The sequence below is a fragment of the Streptomyces caniferus genome, from assembly GCF_009811555.1.
Lineage (GTDB): Bacteria > Actinomycetota > Actinomycetes > Streptomycetales > Streptomycetaceae > Streptomyces > Streptomyces caniferus.
In genome coordinates this window covers 1620764-1637476 of sequence record NZ_BLIN01000005.1, presented here as the reverse complement: position 1 = coordinate 1637476, position 16713 = coordinate 1620764, and the positions used below count along the sequence as shown (strand labels likewise).

The 16713-nt window shown below is 73.2% G+C and carries 16 protein-coding genes; 15 read left to right on the top strand and 1 reads right to left on the bottom strand.

Annotated elements, in window-relative coordinates; all coding sequences use genetic code 11:
• Positions 1-22: 22 nt before the first annotated feature.
• The 8 genes from Scani_RS23780 (at position 23) to Scani_RS23745 (ending at position 8642) form a co-directional block, all read left to right on the top strand.
• Positions 23-1132 carry a quinone-dependent dihydroorotate dehydrogenase gene (locus Scani_RS23780; RefSeq protein WP_159479654.1) on the top strand — a complete coding sequence of 370 codons (1110 nt, stop codon included), beginning with the start codon at positions 23-25 and terminating at the stop codon, positions 1130-1132.
• Positions 1129-2040, top strand: a complete 912-nt coding sequence (pyrF, locus tag Scani_RS23775) for an orotidine-5'-phosphate decarboxylase (protein ID WP_159479652.1) — start codon at positions 1129-1131, stop codon at positions 2038-2040. The genes Scani_RS23780 and pyrF overlap by 4 nt, the downstream gene beginning before the upstream one ends.
• 215 nt (positions 2041-2255) lie before the next feature.
• Positions 2256-2579: an integration host factor gene (locus Scani_RS23770; protein ID WP_006607450.1), complete on the top strand. Its 324-nt coding sequence runs from the start codon at positions 2256-2258 to the stop codon at positions 2577-2579.
• A gap of 38 nt (positions 2580-2617) precedes the next feature.
• Positions 2618-3238: a guanylate kinase gene (gene gmk, locus Scani_RS23765; protein ID WP_159479650.1), complete on the top strand. Its 621-nt coding sequence runs from the start codon at positions 2618-2620 to the stop codon at positions 3236-3238.
• Positions 3239-3309: 71 nt separating this feature from the next.
• Positions 3310-3582: a DNA-directed RNA polymerase subunit omega gene (gene rpoZ / locus Scani_RS23760; protein WP_005319902.1), complete on the top strand. Its 273-nt coding sequence runs from the start codon at positions 3310-3312 to the stop codon at positions 3580-3582.
• A 101-nt stretch (positions 3583-3683) separates the two neighbouring features.
• Complete coding sequence (gene coaBC / locus Scani_RS23755) at positions 3684-4919, top strand: bifunctional phosphopantothenoylcysteine decarboxylase/phosphopantothenate--cysteine ligase CoaBC (protein WP_159479648.1); 1236 nt, start codon at positions 3684-3686, stop codon at positions 4917-4919.
• 253 nt (positions 4920-5172) lie between these two features.
• On the top strand, positions 5173-6381 hold the full coding sequence (gene metK, locus Scani_RS23750; protein WP_159479646.1) for a methionine adenosyltransferase: 1209 nt from the start codon (positions 5173-5175) through the stop codon (positions 6379-6381).
• Between the two features lie 122 nt (positions 6382-6503).
• Positions 6504-8642 carry a primosomal protein N' gene (locus Scani_RS23745; RefSeq protein ID WP_159479644.1) on the top strand — a complete coding sequence of 713 codons (2139 nt, stop codon included), beginning with the start codon at positions 6504-6506 and terminating at the stop codon, positions 8640-8642.
• Positions 8643-8897: 255 nt separating this feature from the next.
• Here the strand turns inward: Scani_RS23745 and Scani_RS23740 are convergent, their stop codons facing one another.
• Entirely contained in the window at positions 8898-9452 is a 555-nt protein-coding gene (locus Scani_RS23740; RefSeq protein WP_159479642.1) for a hypothetical protein, read from the bottom strand.
• Positions 9453-9699: 247 nt separating this feature from the next.
• On the opposite strand from Scani_RS23740, the gene fmt reads away from it, so the two are divergent.
• The 7 genes from fmt (at position 9700) to Scani_RS23705 (ending at position 16615) form a co-directional block, all read left to right on the top strand.
• Positions 9700-10638, top strand: a complete 939-nt coding sequence (fmt, locus tag Scani_RS23735) for a methionyl-tRNA formyltransferase (protein WP_159479640.1) — start codon at positions 9700-9702, stop codon at positions 10636-10638.
• A 184-nt stretch (positions 10639-10822) separates the two neighbouring features.
• Positions 10823-12256, top strand: coding sequence for an RsmB/NOP family class I SAM-dependent RNA methyltransferase (locus Scani_RS23730; RefSeq protein WP_159479638.1), 1434 nt, complete (start codon positions 10823-10825; stop codon positions 12254-12256).
• A gap of 251 nt (positions 12257-12507) precedes the next feature.
• Complete coding sequence (locus tag Scani_RS23725; RefSeq protein ID WP_159479636.1) at positions 12508-13251, top strand: GNAT family N-acetyltransferase; 744 nt, start codon at positions 12508-12510, stop codon at positions 13249-13251.
• Positions 13252-13579: 328 nt separating this feature from the next.
• A complete protein-coding gene (rpe, locus tag Scani_RS23720; RefSeq protein ID WP_159479634.1) occupies positions 13580-14263 on the top strand; it encodes a ribulose-phosphate 3-epimerase in 684 nt (227 codons plus the stop codon).
• Between the two features lie 219 nt (positions 14264-14482).
• The gene (locus Scani_RS23715) at positions 14483-15499 is read left to right on the top strand and encodes a sugar-binding transcriptional regulator (protein ID WP_159479632.1); all 1017 of its coding nucleotides are present in this window, start codon (positions 14483-14485) and stop codon (positions 15497-15499) included.
• Positions 15500-15707: 208 nt separating this feature from the next.
• Entirely contained in the window at positions 15708-16175 is a 468-nt protein-coding gene (locus tag Scani_RS23710) for a guanyl-specific ribonuclease (protein WP_159479630.1), read from the top strand.
• Complete coding sequence (locus Scani_RS23705; protein WP_159479628.1) at positions 16172-16615, top strand: barstar family protein; 444 nt, start codon at positions 16172-16174, stop codon at positions 16613-16615. Before Scani_RS23710 ends, Scani_RS23705 begins: the two co-directional genes overlap by 4 nt.
• The last annotated feature ends 98 nt before the right edge of the window (positions 16616-16713 follow it).

Sequence of the window (16713 nt, the reverse complement as noted above, 5' to 3'; positions counted from 1 at the left end):
ACCCCGGAAGGCCCACCCGACGATGTACCGCCTCTTCTTCCACCTGATCTTCAAGCGCATGGACCCCGAGCAGGCCCACCACCTGGCCTTCCGCTGGATCCAGCTGGCCGTGCGCATCCCCGTGCTGCGCACCTTCCTGGCGGCCGCCCTCGCCCCCCGCTACCGGGAGCTGCGCACCGAGGCCCTGGGACGCCGGATGCACGGCCCCTTCGGCCTGGCCGCCGGCTTCGACAAGAACGCCGTCGCGATCGACGGGATGACCGTGCTCGGCTTCGACCATGTCGAGATCGGCACGGTCACCGGCCAGGCCCAGCCCGGCAACCCCAAGAAGCGCCTGTTCCGGCTCGTGCCGGACCGTGCGCTGATCAACCGGATGGGCTTCAACAACGACGGCTCCGCGTCCGTGGCGGCCCGTCTGGCCGCCCGCCGCCCGGTCTTCCCGGCCACCGTCGGCGTCAACATCGGCAAGACCAAGGTCGTCCCGGAGGCCGAGGCGAGCGCCGACTACGTCACCTCCACCGAGCGCCTCGCCCGGCACGCCGACTACCTGGTCGTCAACGTCTCCTCCCCGAACACCCCGGGGCTGCGCAACCTCCAGGCCGTCGACCACCTGCGCCCGCTGCTGACGGCCGTACGCGAGGCCGCCGACCGTACGGTCACCGACCGCCGGGTCCCGCTGCTGGTCAAGATCGCTCCGGACCTCGCCGACGCCGACGTGGACGCCGTCGCCGACCTGGCCGTCGAGCTGGGCCTGGACGGGATCATCGCCACCAACACCACCATCGCCCGCGAGAGCCTCGGCCTGGCCTCCGACCCGAAGCTGACCGCCGAGACCGGCGGCCTGTCCGGCGCGCCCGTCAAGGAGCGCTCCCTGGAGGTGCTGCGCCGCCTCTACGCCCGCGTCGGCGACAAGGTCACCCTCATCGGGGTGGGGGGCATCGAGAACGCCGAGGACGCCTGGCAGCGCATCCTCGCCGGCGCCACCCTCGTCCAGGGCTACAGCGCCTTCATCTACCAGGGCCCGTTCTGGTGCCGCGCGATCCACAAGGGCCTCGCCGCCCGCCTGCGCAACAGCCCCTACGCCACCCTCGCCGACGCCGTCGGCGCCGAGCACAAGAAGGTGACCGCATGAGCCAGGAGCCCTTCGGCGCCCGCCCGTCGCCCGACCACCACCCCTCACCGAGGCCCTCCGGGCCGCAGGATGCGTCTGCGAACCCCTTCGGGGCCCGCCTGCGCCGCGCCATGGACGAGCGGGGCCCGCTCTGCGTCGGTATCGACCCGCATGCCTCGCTGCTGGCCGACTGGGGCCTGAGCGACGATGTCGCGGGCCTGGCGCGGTTCACCCGGACCGTGGTGGAGGCCCTCGGCGAGACGGTGGCGCTCTTCAAGCCACAATCCGCGTTCTTCGAGCGCTTCGGCTCGCGCGGCCTGGCCGTACTGGAGACCGCCGTCGAGGAGGCCCGCGAGCGCGGCGCCCTGGTCCTGATGGACGCCAAGCGCGGCGACATCGGCTCGACCATGGCCGCTTACGCGGAGACCTACCTGCGCAAGGACTCGCCGCTGTTCTCCGACGCGCTGACCGTCTCCCCGTACCTCGGCTACGGCTCGCTGCGGCCAGCCGTCGAGCTGGCCCGCGAGAGCGGCGCCGGGCTCTTCGTCCTCGCCCTCACCTCCAACCCGGAGGGCGCCGAGGTCCAGCGGGCGGTGCGCGAGGACGGCCGTACGCTCGCCGCGACCATGCTCGGCCACCTCGCCGCCGAGAACGCCGGTGCCGAGCCGCTGGGCTCCTTCGGCGCGGTCGTCGGCGCCACGCTCGGCGATCTCTCCTCGTTCGACCTGGCGATCAACGGCCCGCTGCTCGCCCCCGGCATCGGCGCCCAGGGCGCCACCCCCGCCGACCTCCCGAAGGTCTTCGGGGACGCCGTGCGCAACGTCGTGCCGAGCGTCAGCCGGGGGGTGCTGCGGCACGGTCCGGACACCGCGGCACTGCGCGCCGCGGCGGACCGATTCACCGACGAAGTGCGGACCGCGCTCGATTAAGAGCCCTCCGGCGGGGACTTTGGTCCCGAATTGTCCTGGTCAGCAGAGTCTGACCAGGACTTTTCGCTTGTTCTCGCTGACTCTGGCGCCCTCTGGCGCTAGTCTCCGACGAGAGCACTGCACGTAAGCGCGTTGCTCGTTGCTCCGCAGGTGCGGGGTGACTAGGTTCCACACTGGTCCGTATCCGACAGTTCGACATCCGAGGTGACGTAGGCGTGGCTCTTCCGCCCCTTACCCCTGAACAGCGCGCAGCCGCGCTCGAGAAGGCCGCCGCGGCTCGCCGGGAGCGCGCCGAGGTCAAGAATCGACTCAAGCACTCCGGTGCTTCCCTCCATGAGGTCATCAAGCAGGGCCAGGAGAACGACGTCATCGGCAAGATGAAGGTCTCCGCCCTCCTGGAGTCCCTGCCGGGCGTCGGCAAGGTCCGCGCCAAGCAGATCATGGAGCGACTCGGGATCTCCGAGAGCCGCCGTGTCCGGGGTCTTGGCTCCAACCAGATCGCGTCGCTGGAGCGCGAGTTCGGCAGCACAGCTTCCTGAATTTTCCGGCATGACCGGGAAGCTGGAATAATCGCTGCATGAGTTCTGCAGTCTCCGGGGGGACGACCCCCGCGCCCCCGGCCAGACAACCGCGACTGACCGTGCTCTCCGGCCCCTCCGGGGTCGGCAAGAGCACGGTCGTCGCGCATATGCGCAAGGTCCACCCCGAGGTCTGGCTCTCGGTGTCGGCCACCACCCGCAAGCCGCGCCCCGGGGAGCGGCACGGCGTCCAGTACTTCTTCGTCGACGACGGCGAATTCGACAAGCTCATCGCCAACGGTGAGCTGCTCGAATGGGCCGAATTCGCGGGCAACCGGTACGGCACCCCCCGCAAGGCGGTGCTGGACCGGCTGGAGTCCGGGGAGCCCGTCCTGCTGGAGATCGACCTGCAGGGCGCCCGCCAGGTCCGCGAGTCCATGGCGGAGGCCAACCTGGTCTTCCTGGCCCCGCCGAGCTGGGACGAGCTGGTCCGCCGGCTCACCGGCCGGGGCACGGAGGCGCCGGAGGTCATCGAGCGCCGGCTGGCCGCCGCCAGGATCGAACTGGCGGCGGAGAAGGAGTTCGATGTGACGCTTGTCAACACCTCCGTCGAGGACGTCAGCCGTGAGCTGCTAGCCTTGATGCTGAATCGATCCGGAGACGAGAACACCAGCGGCTGACCGCTCAGCTCCCCGGACCGTCCAAGACTTTGCGCAACACCCCCGCTTCATCCCCCTTCGGAAGGCAGAGAGTGTCCTCTTCCATCACCGCACCCGAGGGCATCATCAACCCGCCCATTGATGAGCTTCTCGAGGCCACCGATTCGAAGTACAGCCTGGTGATCTACGCCGCCAAGCGCGCGCGGCAGATCAACGCGTACTACTCGCAGCTCGGCGAGGGCCTGCTCGAGTACGTCGGCCCGCTCGTGGACACCCACGTCCACGAGAAGCCCCTGTCGATCGCGCTCCGCGAGATCAACGCGGGCCTGCTGACCTCCGAGGCCATCGAGGGCCCGGCGCAGTAAGCAGCAGCACATTTCACCTGGGGCCCGGCGGCGCGACCGCCGGGCCCTTGGTGTGTCATAGGGGCATACGTAGGGACCTAGGCCCGGGGAGCGGCGAAGCGATGGACAAGCGTGAGCGGGAGCGGCCCAGGGTCGTCCTGGGGGTCAGCGGCGGGATCGCCGCCTACAAGGCGTGCGAGCTGCTGCGGCGGCTGACCGAGTCCGGGCACGACGTACGGGTCGTGCCGACCGCCTCGGCGCTGCACTTCGTCGGCGAGGCCACCTGGTCGGCGCTGTCCGGCAACCCGGCGGGCACCGAGGTCTGGGAATCCGTCCACGAGGTCCCGCACGTCCGGATCGGCCAGGCCGCCGACCTCGTCGTGGTCGCCCCCGCCACCGCCGACCTGCTCGCCAAGGCCGCTCACGGCCTCGCCGACGACCTGCTGACCAACACCCTGCTCACCGCGCGCTGCCCGGTGGTCTTCGCCCCGGCGATGCACACCGAGATGTGGGAGAACCCCGCCACGCAGGAGAACGTCGCCACGCTGCGCCGCCGCGGCGCCCTCGTCATCGATCCGGCGGTCGGCCGGCTGACCGGTGTCGACACCGGCAAGGGCCGCTTCCCCGACCCGGCCGAGATCTTCGCGTTCTGTCGCCGGGTGCTGGCCCGCGGCGCCCGGGCCACGGAGCAGGACCTCGCCGGCCGTCATGTGGTGGTCAGCGCGGGCGGTACCCGCGAGCCGCTGGACCCCGTCCGCTACCTGGGCAACCGCTCCTCCGGCAAGCAGGGCTACGCGCTGGCCCGTACGGCGGTGGCCCGCGGCGCCCGGGTCACGCTGGTCGCCGGCAACACCGAGCTGCCCGATCCGGCCGGGGTGGACGTGATCCGCATCGGCACGGCCCGTCAGCTCCACGAGGCGGTCCTGAAGGCCGCCGCGGACGCCGATGCGGTGGTCATGGCCGCCGCCGTCGCCGATTTCCGGCCCGCCGTCTACACCACCGGCAAGATCAAGAAGGTCGAGGGTCAGGAGCCGGAACCGGTCACTCTGGTGAGGAATCCGGACATTCTTGCCGAGCTCTCCGCCGAGCGGACCCACCCCGGCCGGCTCGTGGTCGGCTTCGCCGCGGAGACCGACGACGTGCTCGCCAACGGCCGTGCCAAGCTCGCCCGCAAGGGGTGTGACCTGCTGGTCGTCAATGAGGTCGGGGAGCACAAGACCTTCGGCTCGGGCGAGAACGAGGCGGTGATCCTGGCGGCCGACGGAACCGAGACCCCGGTCCCGTACGGACCCAAGGAAGACCTGGCCGACACCGTATGGGACCTGGTCGCCCCCCGACTGGCCGAGATTCGCCCCTGAGATGTCCACAGGGGTCCCGTGATCACTCCACCGGCCCCCTAAAATCCGGCATGTCCTCTTGACCCGGTCCATTCTCGAGGTGATCGTCCTACCTCGGGCCGTGGTGTCCCAGGTCACGGGGGGTCCATAAATCGAGACCGCGTGCCCGAACGCCGCACACGACCGATAAACTGGCGAGCGGATCGGGCCGAGCGCAGCTCTCGGCCGTTCCGCCAATGATCAGCCAGCAGCCGCTGCAACCCCAGGGAGCGATGTGTCCCGCCGCCTCTTCACCTCGGAGTCCGTCACCGAGGGCCACCCCGACAAGATCGCTGACCAGATCAGCGACACCATCCTCGACGCTCTCCTCAAGGAGGACCCGACCTCCCGGGTCGCCGTGGAGACGTTGATCACCACCGGCCTGGTGCATGTGGCCGGCGAGGTGACGACGAAGGCGTACGCCGACATCCCCAATCTCGTCCGCAACAAGATCCTGGACATCGGCTACGACTCGTCCAAGAAGGGCTTCGACGGCGCTTCCTGCGGCGTCTCGGTGTCCATCGGCGCGCAGTCCCCGGACATCGCCCAGGGTGTCGACACCGCGTACGAGAACCGTGTCGAGGGCGACGACGACGAGCTGGACCGGCAGGGCGCGGGCGACCAGGGCCTGATGTTCGGCTACGCCTGCGACGAGACGCCGGAGCTGATGCCGCTCCCGATCAACCTCGCGCACCGCCTGTCGAAGCGCCTGTCAGAGGTCCGCAAGAACGGGACCATCCCCTACCTCCGCCCCGACGGCAAGACCCAGGTCACCATCGAGTACGACGGCCACAAGGCCGTCCGTCTCGACACCGTCGTGGTCTCCTCGCAGCACGCCAGCGACATCGACCTCGACTCGCTGCTCGCTCCCGACATCCGCGAGTTCGTCGTCGAGCACGTCCTCAACCAGCTCGTCGAGGACGGCATCAAGCTGGACACCGACGGCTACCGGCTGCTGGTCAACCCGACCGGCCGCTTCGAGATCGGCGGCCCGATGGGCGACGCCGGCCTCACCGGCCGCAAGATCATCATCGACACCTACGGCGGCATGGCCCGCCACGGTGGCGGCGCCTTCTCCGGCAAGGACCCGTCCAAGGTCGACCGCTCGGCCGCCTACGCGATGCGCTGGGTCGCCAAGAACGTCGTCGCCGCCGGCCTCGCGGCCCGCTGCGAGGTCCAGGTCGCCTACGCCATCGGCAAGGCCGAGCCGGTCGGTCTCTTCGTCGAGACCTTCGGCACCGCGACCGTCGACACCGACAAGATCGAGCAGGCGATCGGCGAGGTCTTCGACCTCCGCCCGGCCGCCATCATCCGCGACCTCGATCTGCTCCGCCCGATCTACGCCCAGACCGCCGCCTACGGCCACTTCGGCCGTGAGCTGGAGGACTTCACCTGGGAGCGCACCGACCGCGTGGAGGCGCTGAAGAAGGCCGCGGGGCTCTGATCCCGCCGGTTTTCCTACCGCCCGTGAAGTGACCCACGGCCCCGGACCGCTCGACGGTCCGGGGCCGTCGGCTGTCCACAGGCCGCCGCTCGATGTCCGTGCCGTCTGCTAAGACTGATGCTGTGAGCAGGGAGAACGGGCGACCGGAGGCGGGGGCTTCGGATGCGGGCGAGCAGTTGGCCCTCATCCGCGAGGCCGTGCGGGAGACCAAGACGGAGCGGGCGAAGCCGCGGACCTGGCGGGGAGCCGAGCTCGCCGCCGAGCTGCCGGTGGCGCGGGTGCTGGTCGACAAGGGGCTGGTGCACCTCGACCGGTACTTCGACTACGCGGTGCCCGCGGCGATGGACGCCGAGGCGCAGCCCGGGGTGCGGGTGCGGGTGCGGTTCGGCGCGGGGGAGAAGGGCGGCCGTCGTGAGGGCGGCAAGCTGGTCAGCGGCTTCATCGTGGAGCGGGTCGCGGAGAGCGACTACCGCGGAGTGCTCGCCCCGATCGCGCAGGTGCTGTCGTCCGAGCGGGTGCTGACGCCCGAGCTGCTGGGGCTGTGCCGGGCGGTGGCGGACCGCTATGCCGGGACGCTCGCCGATGTGGTGCAGCTGGCCGTGCCGCCGCGCCGGGCGCGGGCGGAGGCCAAGCCGTCACCGGCCCCGCTGCCGCCCAACGCGCCGCCGGAGCCCGGAAGTTGGGAGCGTTACGGGGCGGGTCCCGGGTTCCTGGCAGCGCTGACGCGGGGCGATGCGCCGCGGGCGGTGTGGACCGCGCTGCCCGGGGCGACCTGGCCGCAGGAGCTGGCGCGGGCCGCGGCCGCGGCGCTGGCCGGGGGGCGTGGTGCGCTGGTGGTGGTGCCGGACGGGCGGGCCGCCGCGCGGGTGGACGAGGCGCTCGGCGAGCTGATCGGGGAGGGCCGGCATGTGCTGCTGACCGCCGATGCCGGGCCCGAGGAGCGCTACCGCCGCTGGCTGGCGGTCAGCCGGGGCGCGGTGCGCGCCGTGATCGGGACACGTGCGGCGATGTTCGCGCCGGTCGCCGACCTGGGCCTGGTCGCCCTGTGGGACGACGGGGACGCCAGCCACAGCGACCCCCATGCACCCCAGCCGCACGCCCGTGAGGTCCTCATCCAGCGGTCGGTCAACGAGCGCGCCGGATGTCTGCTGGGCGGGCTGAGCTGCACGGTCGAGGCGGCCCAGCTGGTCGAGACGGGCTGGGCGCGCCCGCTGACCGCCGAACGCGAACAGGTGCGCACCGCGGCGCCCCTGGTGCGTACGGTCGGCGACGGCGACGAGGCGCGGGACGCCGCCGCGCGCGCCGCCCGGCTGCCGTCGATGGCCTGGCAGGTGGTGCGCGAGGGCCTCAAGCACGGCCCGGTCCTCGTCCAGGTCCCGCGGCGGGGATATGCGCCCCGGCTGGCCTGTGAACGGTGCCGTACCCCCGCGCGCTGCCGGGCCTGCGCGGGCCCGCTGGAGTCGCAGGACGCGGGGGAGCTGGCCTGTGCGTGGTGCGGGCGGCCGGAGCCGGGCTGGCACTGTGCCGAGTGCGGCGGATTCCGGCTCCGGGCCCAGATCGTGGGGGCCCGGCGGACGGCCGAGGAGTTGGGCCGGGTGTTCCCGTCGGTCCCGGTGCGGACCTCGGGGCGCGACCATGTGCTGGCATCGGTTCCGGCTGCTCCCGCGCTCGTGGTGAGCACACCGGGCGCGGAACCGGTGGCCGAGGGCGGCGGATACGCGGCGGCGCTGCTGCTGGACGGCTGGGCGCTGCTGGGGCGGCCGGACCTGCGGGCGGGCGAGGAGGCGCTGCGCCGCTGGCTGGGCGCCGCAGCGCTGGTCCGCGGCCAGGCGGAGGGCGGCACCGTCGCGGTGATCGCGGAGCCGACGCTGCGTCCGGTGCAGGCGCTGGTGCGCTGGGACCCGGCCGGCCATGCCGTCCGCGAGCTGGCCGAGCGGGCCGAGCTGGGATTCCCCCCGGTGTCGCGGATGGCCTCCGTCGCCGGCCGCGCCGAGGATGTCGTCGAGCTGCTGAGGGACGCCGAACTCCCGGCGGGTGCCGAGGTGTTGGGACCCGTCCCGCTGTCGGTGCCGGACCCCGCGCGCCCGCGTCGGCCGGGCGACCCCCCGCCGGGCGAACAGTGGGAACGCGCACTGGTCCGCGTCCGCCCCGGCCAGGGCGCCGCCCTCGCCGCGGCGCTCAAGGCCGCCCGCGCGGCCCGGCTGGTCAAGCGGGAGGGGGAGGCGGTACGGGTACGGATCGATCCGCCGGATCTGGGGTGAGGCCCGGGGGAGGGTGCGGGAGCTGCGGTGCTGCCGATGCGGGTGCGGGTGGCCCGAGCGGCGAGTGCGGAGGCCCGGGTCGGGGCGTGATGCCGTGTCACCCCGAGGCGTCCTCCGGTGGCGACGCGCTGTGACCCCCATGCCCCGCGCGCCCGCGGTCCCCGGGCATGGCGCCGCCCCGGGACCGATGTCGGTGGTGGTCCCGGGGCGTTGGCGCGTGGCGGGGGAGCGGAGTGCGCTCGGTGCCGGGGCGGCTCAGCCGTTGCGGGGGCCGGGGAAGGCGCCCGGACGCGCCGCCTCGTCACGGGAGAGCGCGGAGGACTGGGCGGGCATGGAGCGGGCGGCCGGGACGGACGCGGAGCCGGGCAGGCCCGCGGCCACGGTCATCGCACGGGTCGCGGCCGCCTCGGGTGAACGCACCGGCGCCTCGGCGCCGTTGCTCTCCGCGGCGGTCTGGGCGGCGGCCCGGCGGGCACCGTAACGGCGGTGCACCGCCTGCTTGGTGACGCCGAGTGCCGAGCCCACCGCGTCCCAGGAGAATCCCAGCGAACGGTCGAAGTCGACCGCGGCCGTGACGAGCGTTTCGACGCTGTCCCGCAGCTCCTGGGCGAGGCGCACCGTCGGGGCGGGCGCGCGTCCGTAGACGACGAAGCCCGCGGAGGGGCCGGTGCGCCGCGGCCGGTAGACGTTGCCGAGCTGAGCGGTCAGCGTGCGCAGGGCGTCCACCTGCCGGCGCACCCGTTCGATGTCCCGCACCAGGAGATGCAGGCTGGCGCGCGCCTGGGCGTCGTGGGTTGCGTGGTCGGCCATGAGCAAGCCTCTCGAACCGGCGTGGAAAAGGAAGGGTGAAGGGAAGCGGGCCGAAGCGGCCCGGTCCGGGTCAATGCTGTTTGACCAACGCGACAGCAGCGGCTCTGGTCACGGTATGGGGGCGTACGAGCTTCCGTACGAGGCGCGGGAAATCGTGTACGCCCCCTGGATCCACGGCCCATGGCCTGGGACGGGACCCCTAGACTGGTGTGTCGTTCCGCTGCGTGTGAGAGGTAGATCGCCACCCATGAGGCTTGTCTTCGCCGGCACCCCCGAGGTCGCCGTACCCGCCCTCGATGCCCTGATCGCCTCGGACCGGCACGAGGTCGTGGCCGTCGTCACCCGGCCCGACGCACCGGCAGGGCGCGGCCGGAAGCTGGTCGCCAGCCCGGTCGCCGAGCGCGCGCAGGAGGCGGGCATCGAGGTGCTCAAGCCCGTCAAGCCGCGCGACGAGGACTTCCTGGCCCGGCTGCGGGAGATCGCGCCGGACTGCTGTCCGGTGGTCGCCTACGGCGCGCTGCTGCCGAAGTCCGCGCTCGACATCCCCGCCAAGGGGTGGGTCAATCTGCACTTCTCGCTGCTGCCCGCGTGGCGCGGCGCGGCGCCCGTGCAGCATGCGGTGCTGGCGGGGGACGAGGTGACGGGTGCCTCGACGTTCCAGATCGAGACCGGACTGGACTCCGGCCCGGTCTTCGGGGTGCTGACCGAGCAGGTCCGGCCGACGGACACCAGCGGCGACCTGCTGACCCGGCTGGCGTTCGCCGGTTCCGGGCTGCTCGTGGCGACGATGGACGGCATCGAGGACGGCACGCTGCAGGCCGTGCCGCAGCCGGCCGAGGGGGTCACGCTCGCGCCGAAGATCGAGGTCGAGGACGCCAAGGTGGACTGGGCGGCGCCCGCGCTGCGGGTCGACCGGGTGATCCGCGGCTGTGCGCCCGCGCCCGGGGCCTGGACGGTCTTCCGCGGCGAGCGCCTCAAGCTGATGTCGGCCGTTCTCGCCGCGGGGCACACCGAACCCGCTCTCGCGCCGGGCAACCTCGCGGTGACGAAGAAGGCGGTGTACGTCGGCACCGGCAGCCACCCCGTCGAACTCGTCTGGGTCCAGCCGCAGGGCAAGAAGCCGATGAAGGCGGCGGACTGGGCGCGCGGGGTGCGGATCGAGGCCGGGGAGCGGCTGGGGGACTGACACTTGGCCGTCCGAGGCGGGACCCGCAGTCGTGGGACGGGGACCGGTAGCCGCCGGACCGGGACCCTCAGCCGCCGGATGGCTGCTCCGGTCCCGGTCCTCGTCCGGCCTCCCCGCGCGGTCCGGTCGCGGGCCCGCGTAGGCTGGGACGGACCCCTCATCTCGTATCCGGAGCACCTTTTCTGTGAGTCAGCAGCCGCGTCGTCGCCCCAGCAAGCCCCATCGTCGCCCGCAGAAGGACCCGGTCAGGATCCTCGCGTTCGAGGCGTTGCGGGCCGTCGACGAGCGGGACGCCTACGCGAACCTCGTGTTGCCGCCGTTGCTGCGCAAGGCGCGCGAGGGCGGCGACTTCGACGGCCGCGACGCGGCGCTGGCGACGGAGCTGGTCTACGGGACGCTGCGGTGGCAGGGCACGTACGACGCGATCATCGCGCAGTGCGTGGACCGGCCGCTGCGGGAGGTGGACCCGCCGGTCCTGGACGTGCTGACCCTCGGGGCGCACCAGTTGCTCGGCACCCGCATTCCGACGCATGCGGCGGTGAGCGCCAGCGTCGAGCTGGCGCGGGTGGTGCTGGGCGACGGGCGGGCGAAGTTCGTCAACGCGGTCCTGCGCAAGATCGCCGCCCATGACCGGGACGGCTGGCTGGAGCGGGTCGCCCCCGAGTACGACGAGGATCCCGAGGACCATCTCGGCATCGTGCACGCGCACCCCCGCTGGATCGTCTCGGCGCTGTGGGACGCGCTCGGCGGGGGCCGGGCCGGTATCGAGGACCTGCTGGAGGCGGACAACGAACGCCCCGAGGTGACGCTGGTGGCCCGGCCCGGCCGGTCCACCGCCGAGGAGCTCCTGACGACGGTCGGCGAGGACAGCGCGCTTCCCGGGCGCTGGTCCCCGTACGCCGTGCGGCTCGCGGAAGGCGGCGAGCCGGGCGCCCTGGACCCGGTCCGCGAAGGGCGCGCCGGGGTGCAGGACGAGGGCAGTCAGCTCGTCGCCCTCGCGCTGGCGAACGCACCCGTCGAGGGTCCCGACCGTGCCTGGCTCGACGGCTGCGCGGGCCCCGGCGGCAAGGCGGCGCTGCTGGCGGCGCTCGCGGCCGAGCGCGGTGCCGCCCTGCTGGCGTCGGAGAAGCAGCCGCACCGCGCACGTCTGGTGGCACGGGCGCTCGACGGCAACCCGGGCCCGTACGCGGTCATCGCCGCCGACGGCACGCGTCCGGCCTGGCGGCCCGGCGCCTTCGACCGGGTGCTGGTCGACGTGCCGTGCACCGGCCTGGGCGCGCTGCGCCGCCGGCCCGAGGCGCGCTGGCGGCGCCGTCCCGAGGACCTGGACGGGTTCGCCCCGCTGCAGCGCGAACTGCTCCGGCAGGCGCTCGCCGCCGTACGGGTCGGCGGCGTCGTCGGCTATGCGACCTGCTCACCGCACCCGGCCGAGACCCGGGCCGTGGTGGACGACGTCCTCAAGGGGCGGGGCGGCGACCCGGTGCAGGTGGAGTGGGTCGACGCCCGCCCCCTGATGCCCGGCGTACCGGCCCTCGGCGACGGCCCGGACGTCCAGCTGTGGCCGCATCTGCACGGCACGGACGCGATGTACCTGGCGCTGCTGCGACGGACCGGCTGAGCGGAGCGCGCCGTAGCGCCCCGGAACGGAATGACCTCGCCTCACCCGCCGGGGCCCCTGTCCGGCCCGTAGGCCCCGGAGAAGGCGCCGGACGCTGTCGTGCCTCGTGCCAGCCGGCAGATTCTCAGGTATCCCGCGCGATGCTGTCGACGCTCAAAGAGAGCGAGGCTGGGCGGAGTTCCGCGGTACGGAGCGGACCGCCCGTGCGGAATCCGGTCGCGCTCCGGCTGCGGAGGCCGCAGGATGCCGCCATGGCTGAGGATCTCGTGCTCGTTCGTGCCCGGGAGCTTTGGACGGCGCTGGCGGGCACATGGGTCGAGTTCGGTCCCTCAGGAGGGGCGAAGGTGGTGGTCGCGCCCACGTCGCGCTGGGCACCGCTGTCGTGGACCGGGGTGGTACGGATCGGTGACGCCGCCCTCGTCACGGCGCCGAACGTGCGGGCCGCCGAGCTGATGGACGACGTCGCGCGGACGATGTCCCACGAAGAGCTCGTCGACATCGTCCGCCTGCGTGCGGTGCTGCCCGTGCTCGATGTCCTCGGGCCCGCTTCGCTCGGCTACCTCGACGGCGACGGCTTTCGTCCTGCGCATGAAGGTACCGGGGTCGAGCAGTTGCCGGCCGGTCATGGCGGCCCGGCCGCGCTCCTGGCCCTGGCCGGGGAGCAAGATGCCGGCGAGAGCGGTCTGGCGGACATCTCCTCTCCCGCGTTCTGCCTTCGCCGGGGCGACGAGGTGATAGCCGCAGCCGGATACCAGTCCTGGCCACGGTCGGTGGCCCACCTGAGTGTGCTGGTCGCTCCACACTGCCGGGGCCGGCGCCTGGCCCGGGCCGTGGCGTCCGCGGCAGTGGCCCATGCTCTCGATGCCGGGCTGCTCCCGCAGTGGAGAGCACGGCCGTATCCGTCACGGCGTGTGGCGGCGGCTCTGGGGTTCCGGGAACTGGGTGCCCAGCTCAGCATCCGGCTTGGCGACGTCCCCGTCGGGCAAGGACGGTGAGGCGGAGTCTCCGCGCGGCCGGCCGTGTTGACGTGTACGGGATCGTGGGTCTTGTCGTCCATCCCGATGTCGACGACGAACACCCGACAGGCATGTCCAACTGGGCCCCGGGTGAGTCAGGTTGTGCATCGTACGGCCCGTGACCTCGCACGGGGCACGCCTCAGTGTCCTGACTTCCCGCCCGGCGCCCGGCGCCCGGCGTCCGTCTCCGTGCACCCGCCGGCCCGGCCCGGGACGCGCGGACGCCGCCCGACAGCGGATGCCCCTCCCGGGACCGTCGCCCCGTCCCCCCTCCGCCCGTCCCCGGTCCTCGCGCCATACTGGGGGCATGGCCTTGATCAACCCCAGCATCCTGTCCGCAGACTTCGCCCGCCTCGCCGAGGAGGCGCGGGCCGTCGAGGGCGCCGACTGGCTGCACGTCGACGTCATGGACAACCACTTCGTCCCGAACCTCACCCTCGGTGTGCCGGTCGTCGAGTCGCTGAGCAGGGCGACGGACACGCCCCTCGATCTGCACCTGATGATCGAGGACCCGGACCGCTGGGCGCCGCAGTACATCGAGGCCGGGGCCGGGTCGGTGACCTTCCACGTGGAGGCGGCGGCCGCGCCGGTGCGGCTGGCTCGGGAGATCCGGGCCAAGGGCGCCCGGGCGTCGATGGCGCTGAAGCCGGCCACACCGATCGAGCCGTACGAGGACCTGCTCCCCGAGCTCGACATGCTGCTGATCATGACCGTGGAGCCCGGCTTCGGCGGCCAGGCGTTCCTGGACATCATGCTGCCGAAGATCCGCCGCACCCGTGAGCTGATCTCCCGGCACGGTTTGCAGCTGGGTCTCCAGGTGGACGGCGGGGTGTCGGCGGCCACCATCGAGCGCTGCGCGGAGGCGGGCGCCGATGTGTTCGTGGCGGGCTCCGCGGTGTACGGCGCGGACGACCCGGCCAAGGCGGTCCGCGATCTGCGGGAGAAGGCCGAGACGGCGACCGCGGCGGCGGGCTGGGGCTGCGCGCACTGAGCGCGGCGAGCGGGAACCGGCGGCCCGACTGATTCACGCCATGGAAATCCGCGCGGGCGGGGACCGTGCCGCCGGTTGTTCGTGGCGCAACCGAGCGTTCACGAGGGTCGGGGCGGTCATGGTCCCCGTTGCCGCCGGGTTTCTGAAAGGATGAGCAAAGACTCGATCAGATGCGCAAAAGGGGAGAATTTCGTGGTAGCCAGCCGCCCACAGTCCGGAATGGGCCCTGCCGAGCTGGTGCAGGCCGCGGCCATGGCCCGCCGTTTCTATCTTGAGAACAAGTCGAAGATCCAGATCGCGGAGGAATTCGGCGTCAGCCGCTTCAAGGTCGCGCGGGTGCTGGAGACCGCCCTGGAACGTGATCTCGTGCGGATCGAGATCCGGGTGCCCTCCGAGCTGGACGCCGAACGCTCCGACGCCCTGCGGGCCCGCTACGGCCTGCGGCACGCGGTGGTCGTCGAATCGCCCGCGGACGCTCCCCCCGCCTTCGGCGGTCAGACCCCGCCCGACGACGCCGCCGACCCGGAGAACCTCGGCGAGGTGGCCGCCGATCTGCTCGGCGAGCTGGTCAACGAGGGCGATGTGCTCGGGCTGGCCTGGGGCCGGTCGACCATTCACATGGCGGCCGCGCTGCACCGCCTCCCGCCGTGCACCGTCGTGCAGTTGACCGGTGTGTACGACGCGGGCACCGCCGACCGCGGCTCGGTCGAGGCGGTGCGCCGGGCGGCCGACGTCTCCGGCGGCGAGGCGCACCCGATCTATGCGCCGATGCTGCTGCCGGACTCGGCGACCGCCGAGGCGCTGCGCCGCCAGACCGGGATCGCCCGCGCGTTCGAGTACTTCGACAAGGTCACCGTCGCCTGCGTCTCCATCGGCTCCTGGGAGCCGGGCGTCTCGACGGTCTACGACATGCTGTCGGAGCAGGAGCGGGAGCACTACGCCTCGCTGGGTGCGGCCGCCGAGATGTCGGCGCACCTCTTCGACACCGAGGGCCGCCGGATCGGCCGGGACCTCGGCGAGCGCTGCATCACCGTCGAGGCGGACCGGCTCCGCCGTATCCCGGAGGTCGTGGCCATCGCCGGCGGCCGCCGCAAGGCCGACGCGATCGGCGCGGTGCTGCGCTCCGGGCTGGTGACGAGCCTGGTCACGGACACCGCAGCGGCCGACCATCTGCTGCTGGAGACCGGCCCCGGGCCGCGCCCCGCACTGGACCGGGCGGACCCTGACGGGGCGTGACCCCGCCGGGGCGGGGCCTCGCGCGCACGCCCGTGGCTGCTCCGCCGCCTCGCGCGAACGGCCGCGGCCGCCCGCCCCGCCCTCGCGCGTGAACGCCCGCCCCGCCGCCCCGCCCTCGCGCGTGAACGCCCGCCCCGCCGCCCCGCCCCGTCCACTCCTGGCGCGGTATCGACGAGCAGCCTGCGCGGCCCTGTGACAGCATCGGCGCATGGTGATCCGCTCCGCCCCGCGCCGTGCCGCCGCCGCCCTCGGCGCGCTGCTGGCCGGGCTGCTCCTCGTGCTGGCCGGGTGTGCCACGGGCGGTGGCGCGGGCGGGAGTTCGTCCGTCGCGCCGCGGTCCACCGCCACGGCCGCCGCCGATGCCCCGAGCCGCTCCGGCGTGCCGGACTGGGCGCAGGGCATGCCGGCCGTCCCGGTCGGCGCGCTGCCCCCGCAGGCGCGGACCACCCTCCGGCTCATCGACGAGGGCGGGCCCTTCCCGTATCCGCAGGACGGGACCGTCTTCGGCAACCGTGAGCGGCTGCTGCCCCGTCAGCCGCGCGGTCACTACCACGAGTACACGGTGCCCACACCCGGCTCGCCGGACCGCGGGGCCCGTCGGCTCGTCACCGGCCGGAGCCAGGAGACGTACTACACCGACGACCACTACCGGACCTTCAAGGCGGTGCTCCGATGACGGGTTCAGTGCCCCGGCCGCTCGCGGCGGTGCTCGACGGCAGTACGCCCCCCGGGGTGCTGCCCTGGCCCGCCGAGCGCTCGGTGGCCCAGGCGCTGGCCGCCGCGCGGGGCGCCGGCTGGACCGGTACGTCCCTGGACCTGGAGGGGGTCGCGGACAAGGCCGCCTTCATGGACCGGTGCGCCGGTGCATTGCGGCTGCCGGACTGGTTCGGCCGCAACTGGGACGCGCTCGCCGACTGCCTCACCGATCTGTCCTGGTGTCCGGCCGACCGCGGCCGGCTGCTCGTCGTGACGGGCTGGCAGGGCTATGCGGCCGCGGCGCCGGACGAGTGGAGCGTCGTCGAGGGCGTACTGGCCGACGCGGTGGGCTACTGGCGCGACACGGACACCGGCCTGGCCGTGATCATGGCCAGAGGGCGGGACCGGCAGGGCGTGTAGCGGCGGTGCACCAGGCCTGACCGGCGGCGATGCGGAGCGGCCCGTCGGAGCGGCGGAGCATCCCGTCCCGGCGCGGGCCTCGCCGCCGTCACGGCACC

Excerpts from the sequence above, each read along its gene's own strand:
- Scani_RS23780 (WP_159479654.1), top strand. The coding sequence starts at position 23 with ATGTACCGCCTCTTCTTCCACCTGATCTTCAAGCGCATGGACCCCGAG.
- pyrF (WP_159479652.1), top strand. The coding sequence starts at position 1,129 with ATGAGCCAGGAGCCCTTCGGCGCCCGCCCGTCGCCCGACCACCACCCC.
- gmk (WP_159479650.1), top strand. The coding sequence starts at position 2,618 with ATGAGTTCTGCAGTCTCCGGGGGGACGACCCCCGCGCCCCCGGCCAGA.
- coaBC (WP_159479648.1), top strand. The coding sequence starts at position 3,684 with ATGGACAAGCGTGAGCGGGAGCGGCCCAGGGTCGTCCTGGGGGTCAGC.
- Scani_RS23740 (WP_159479642.1), bottom strand. The coding sequence starts at position 9,452 with ATGGCCGACCACGCAACCCACGACGCCCAGGCGCGCGCCAGCCTGCAT.
- fmt (WP_159479640.1), top strand. The coding sequence starts at position 9,700 with ATGAGGCTTGTCTTCGCCGGCACCCCCGAGGTCGCCGTACCCGCCCTC.
- Scani_RS23725 (WP_159479636.1), top strand. The coding sequence starts at position 12,508 with ATGGCTGAGGATCTCGTGCTCGTTCGTGCCCGGGAGCTTTGGACGGCG.
- rpe (WP_159479634.1), top strand. The coding sequence starts at position 13,580 with ATGGCCTTGATCAACCCCAGCATCCTGTCCGCAGACTTCGCCCGCCTC.
- Scani_RS23715 (WP_159479632.1), top strand. The coding sequence starts at position 14,483 with ATGGGCCCTGCCGAGCTGGTGCAGGCCGCGGCCATGGCCCGCCGTTTC.
- Scani_RS23710 (WP_159479630.1), top strand. The coding sequence starts at position 15,708 with ATGGTGATCCGCTCCGCCCCGCGCCGTGCCGCCGCCGCCCTCGGCGCG.
- Scani_RS23705 (WP_159479628.1), top strand. The coding sequence starts at position 16,172 with ATGACGGGTTCAGTGCCCCGGCCGCTCGCGGCGGTGCTCGACGGCAGT.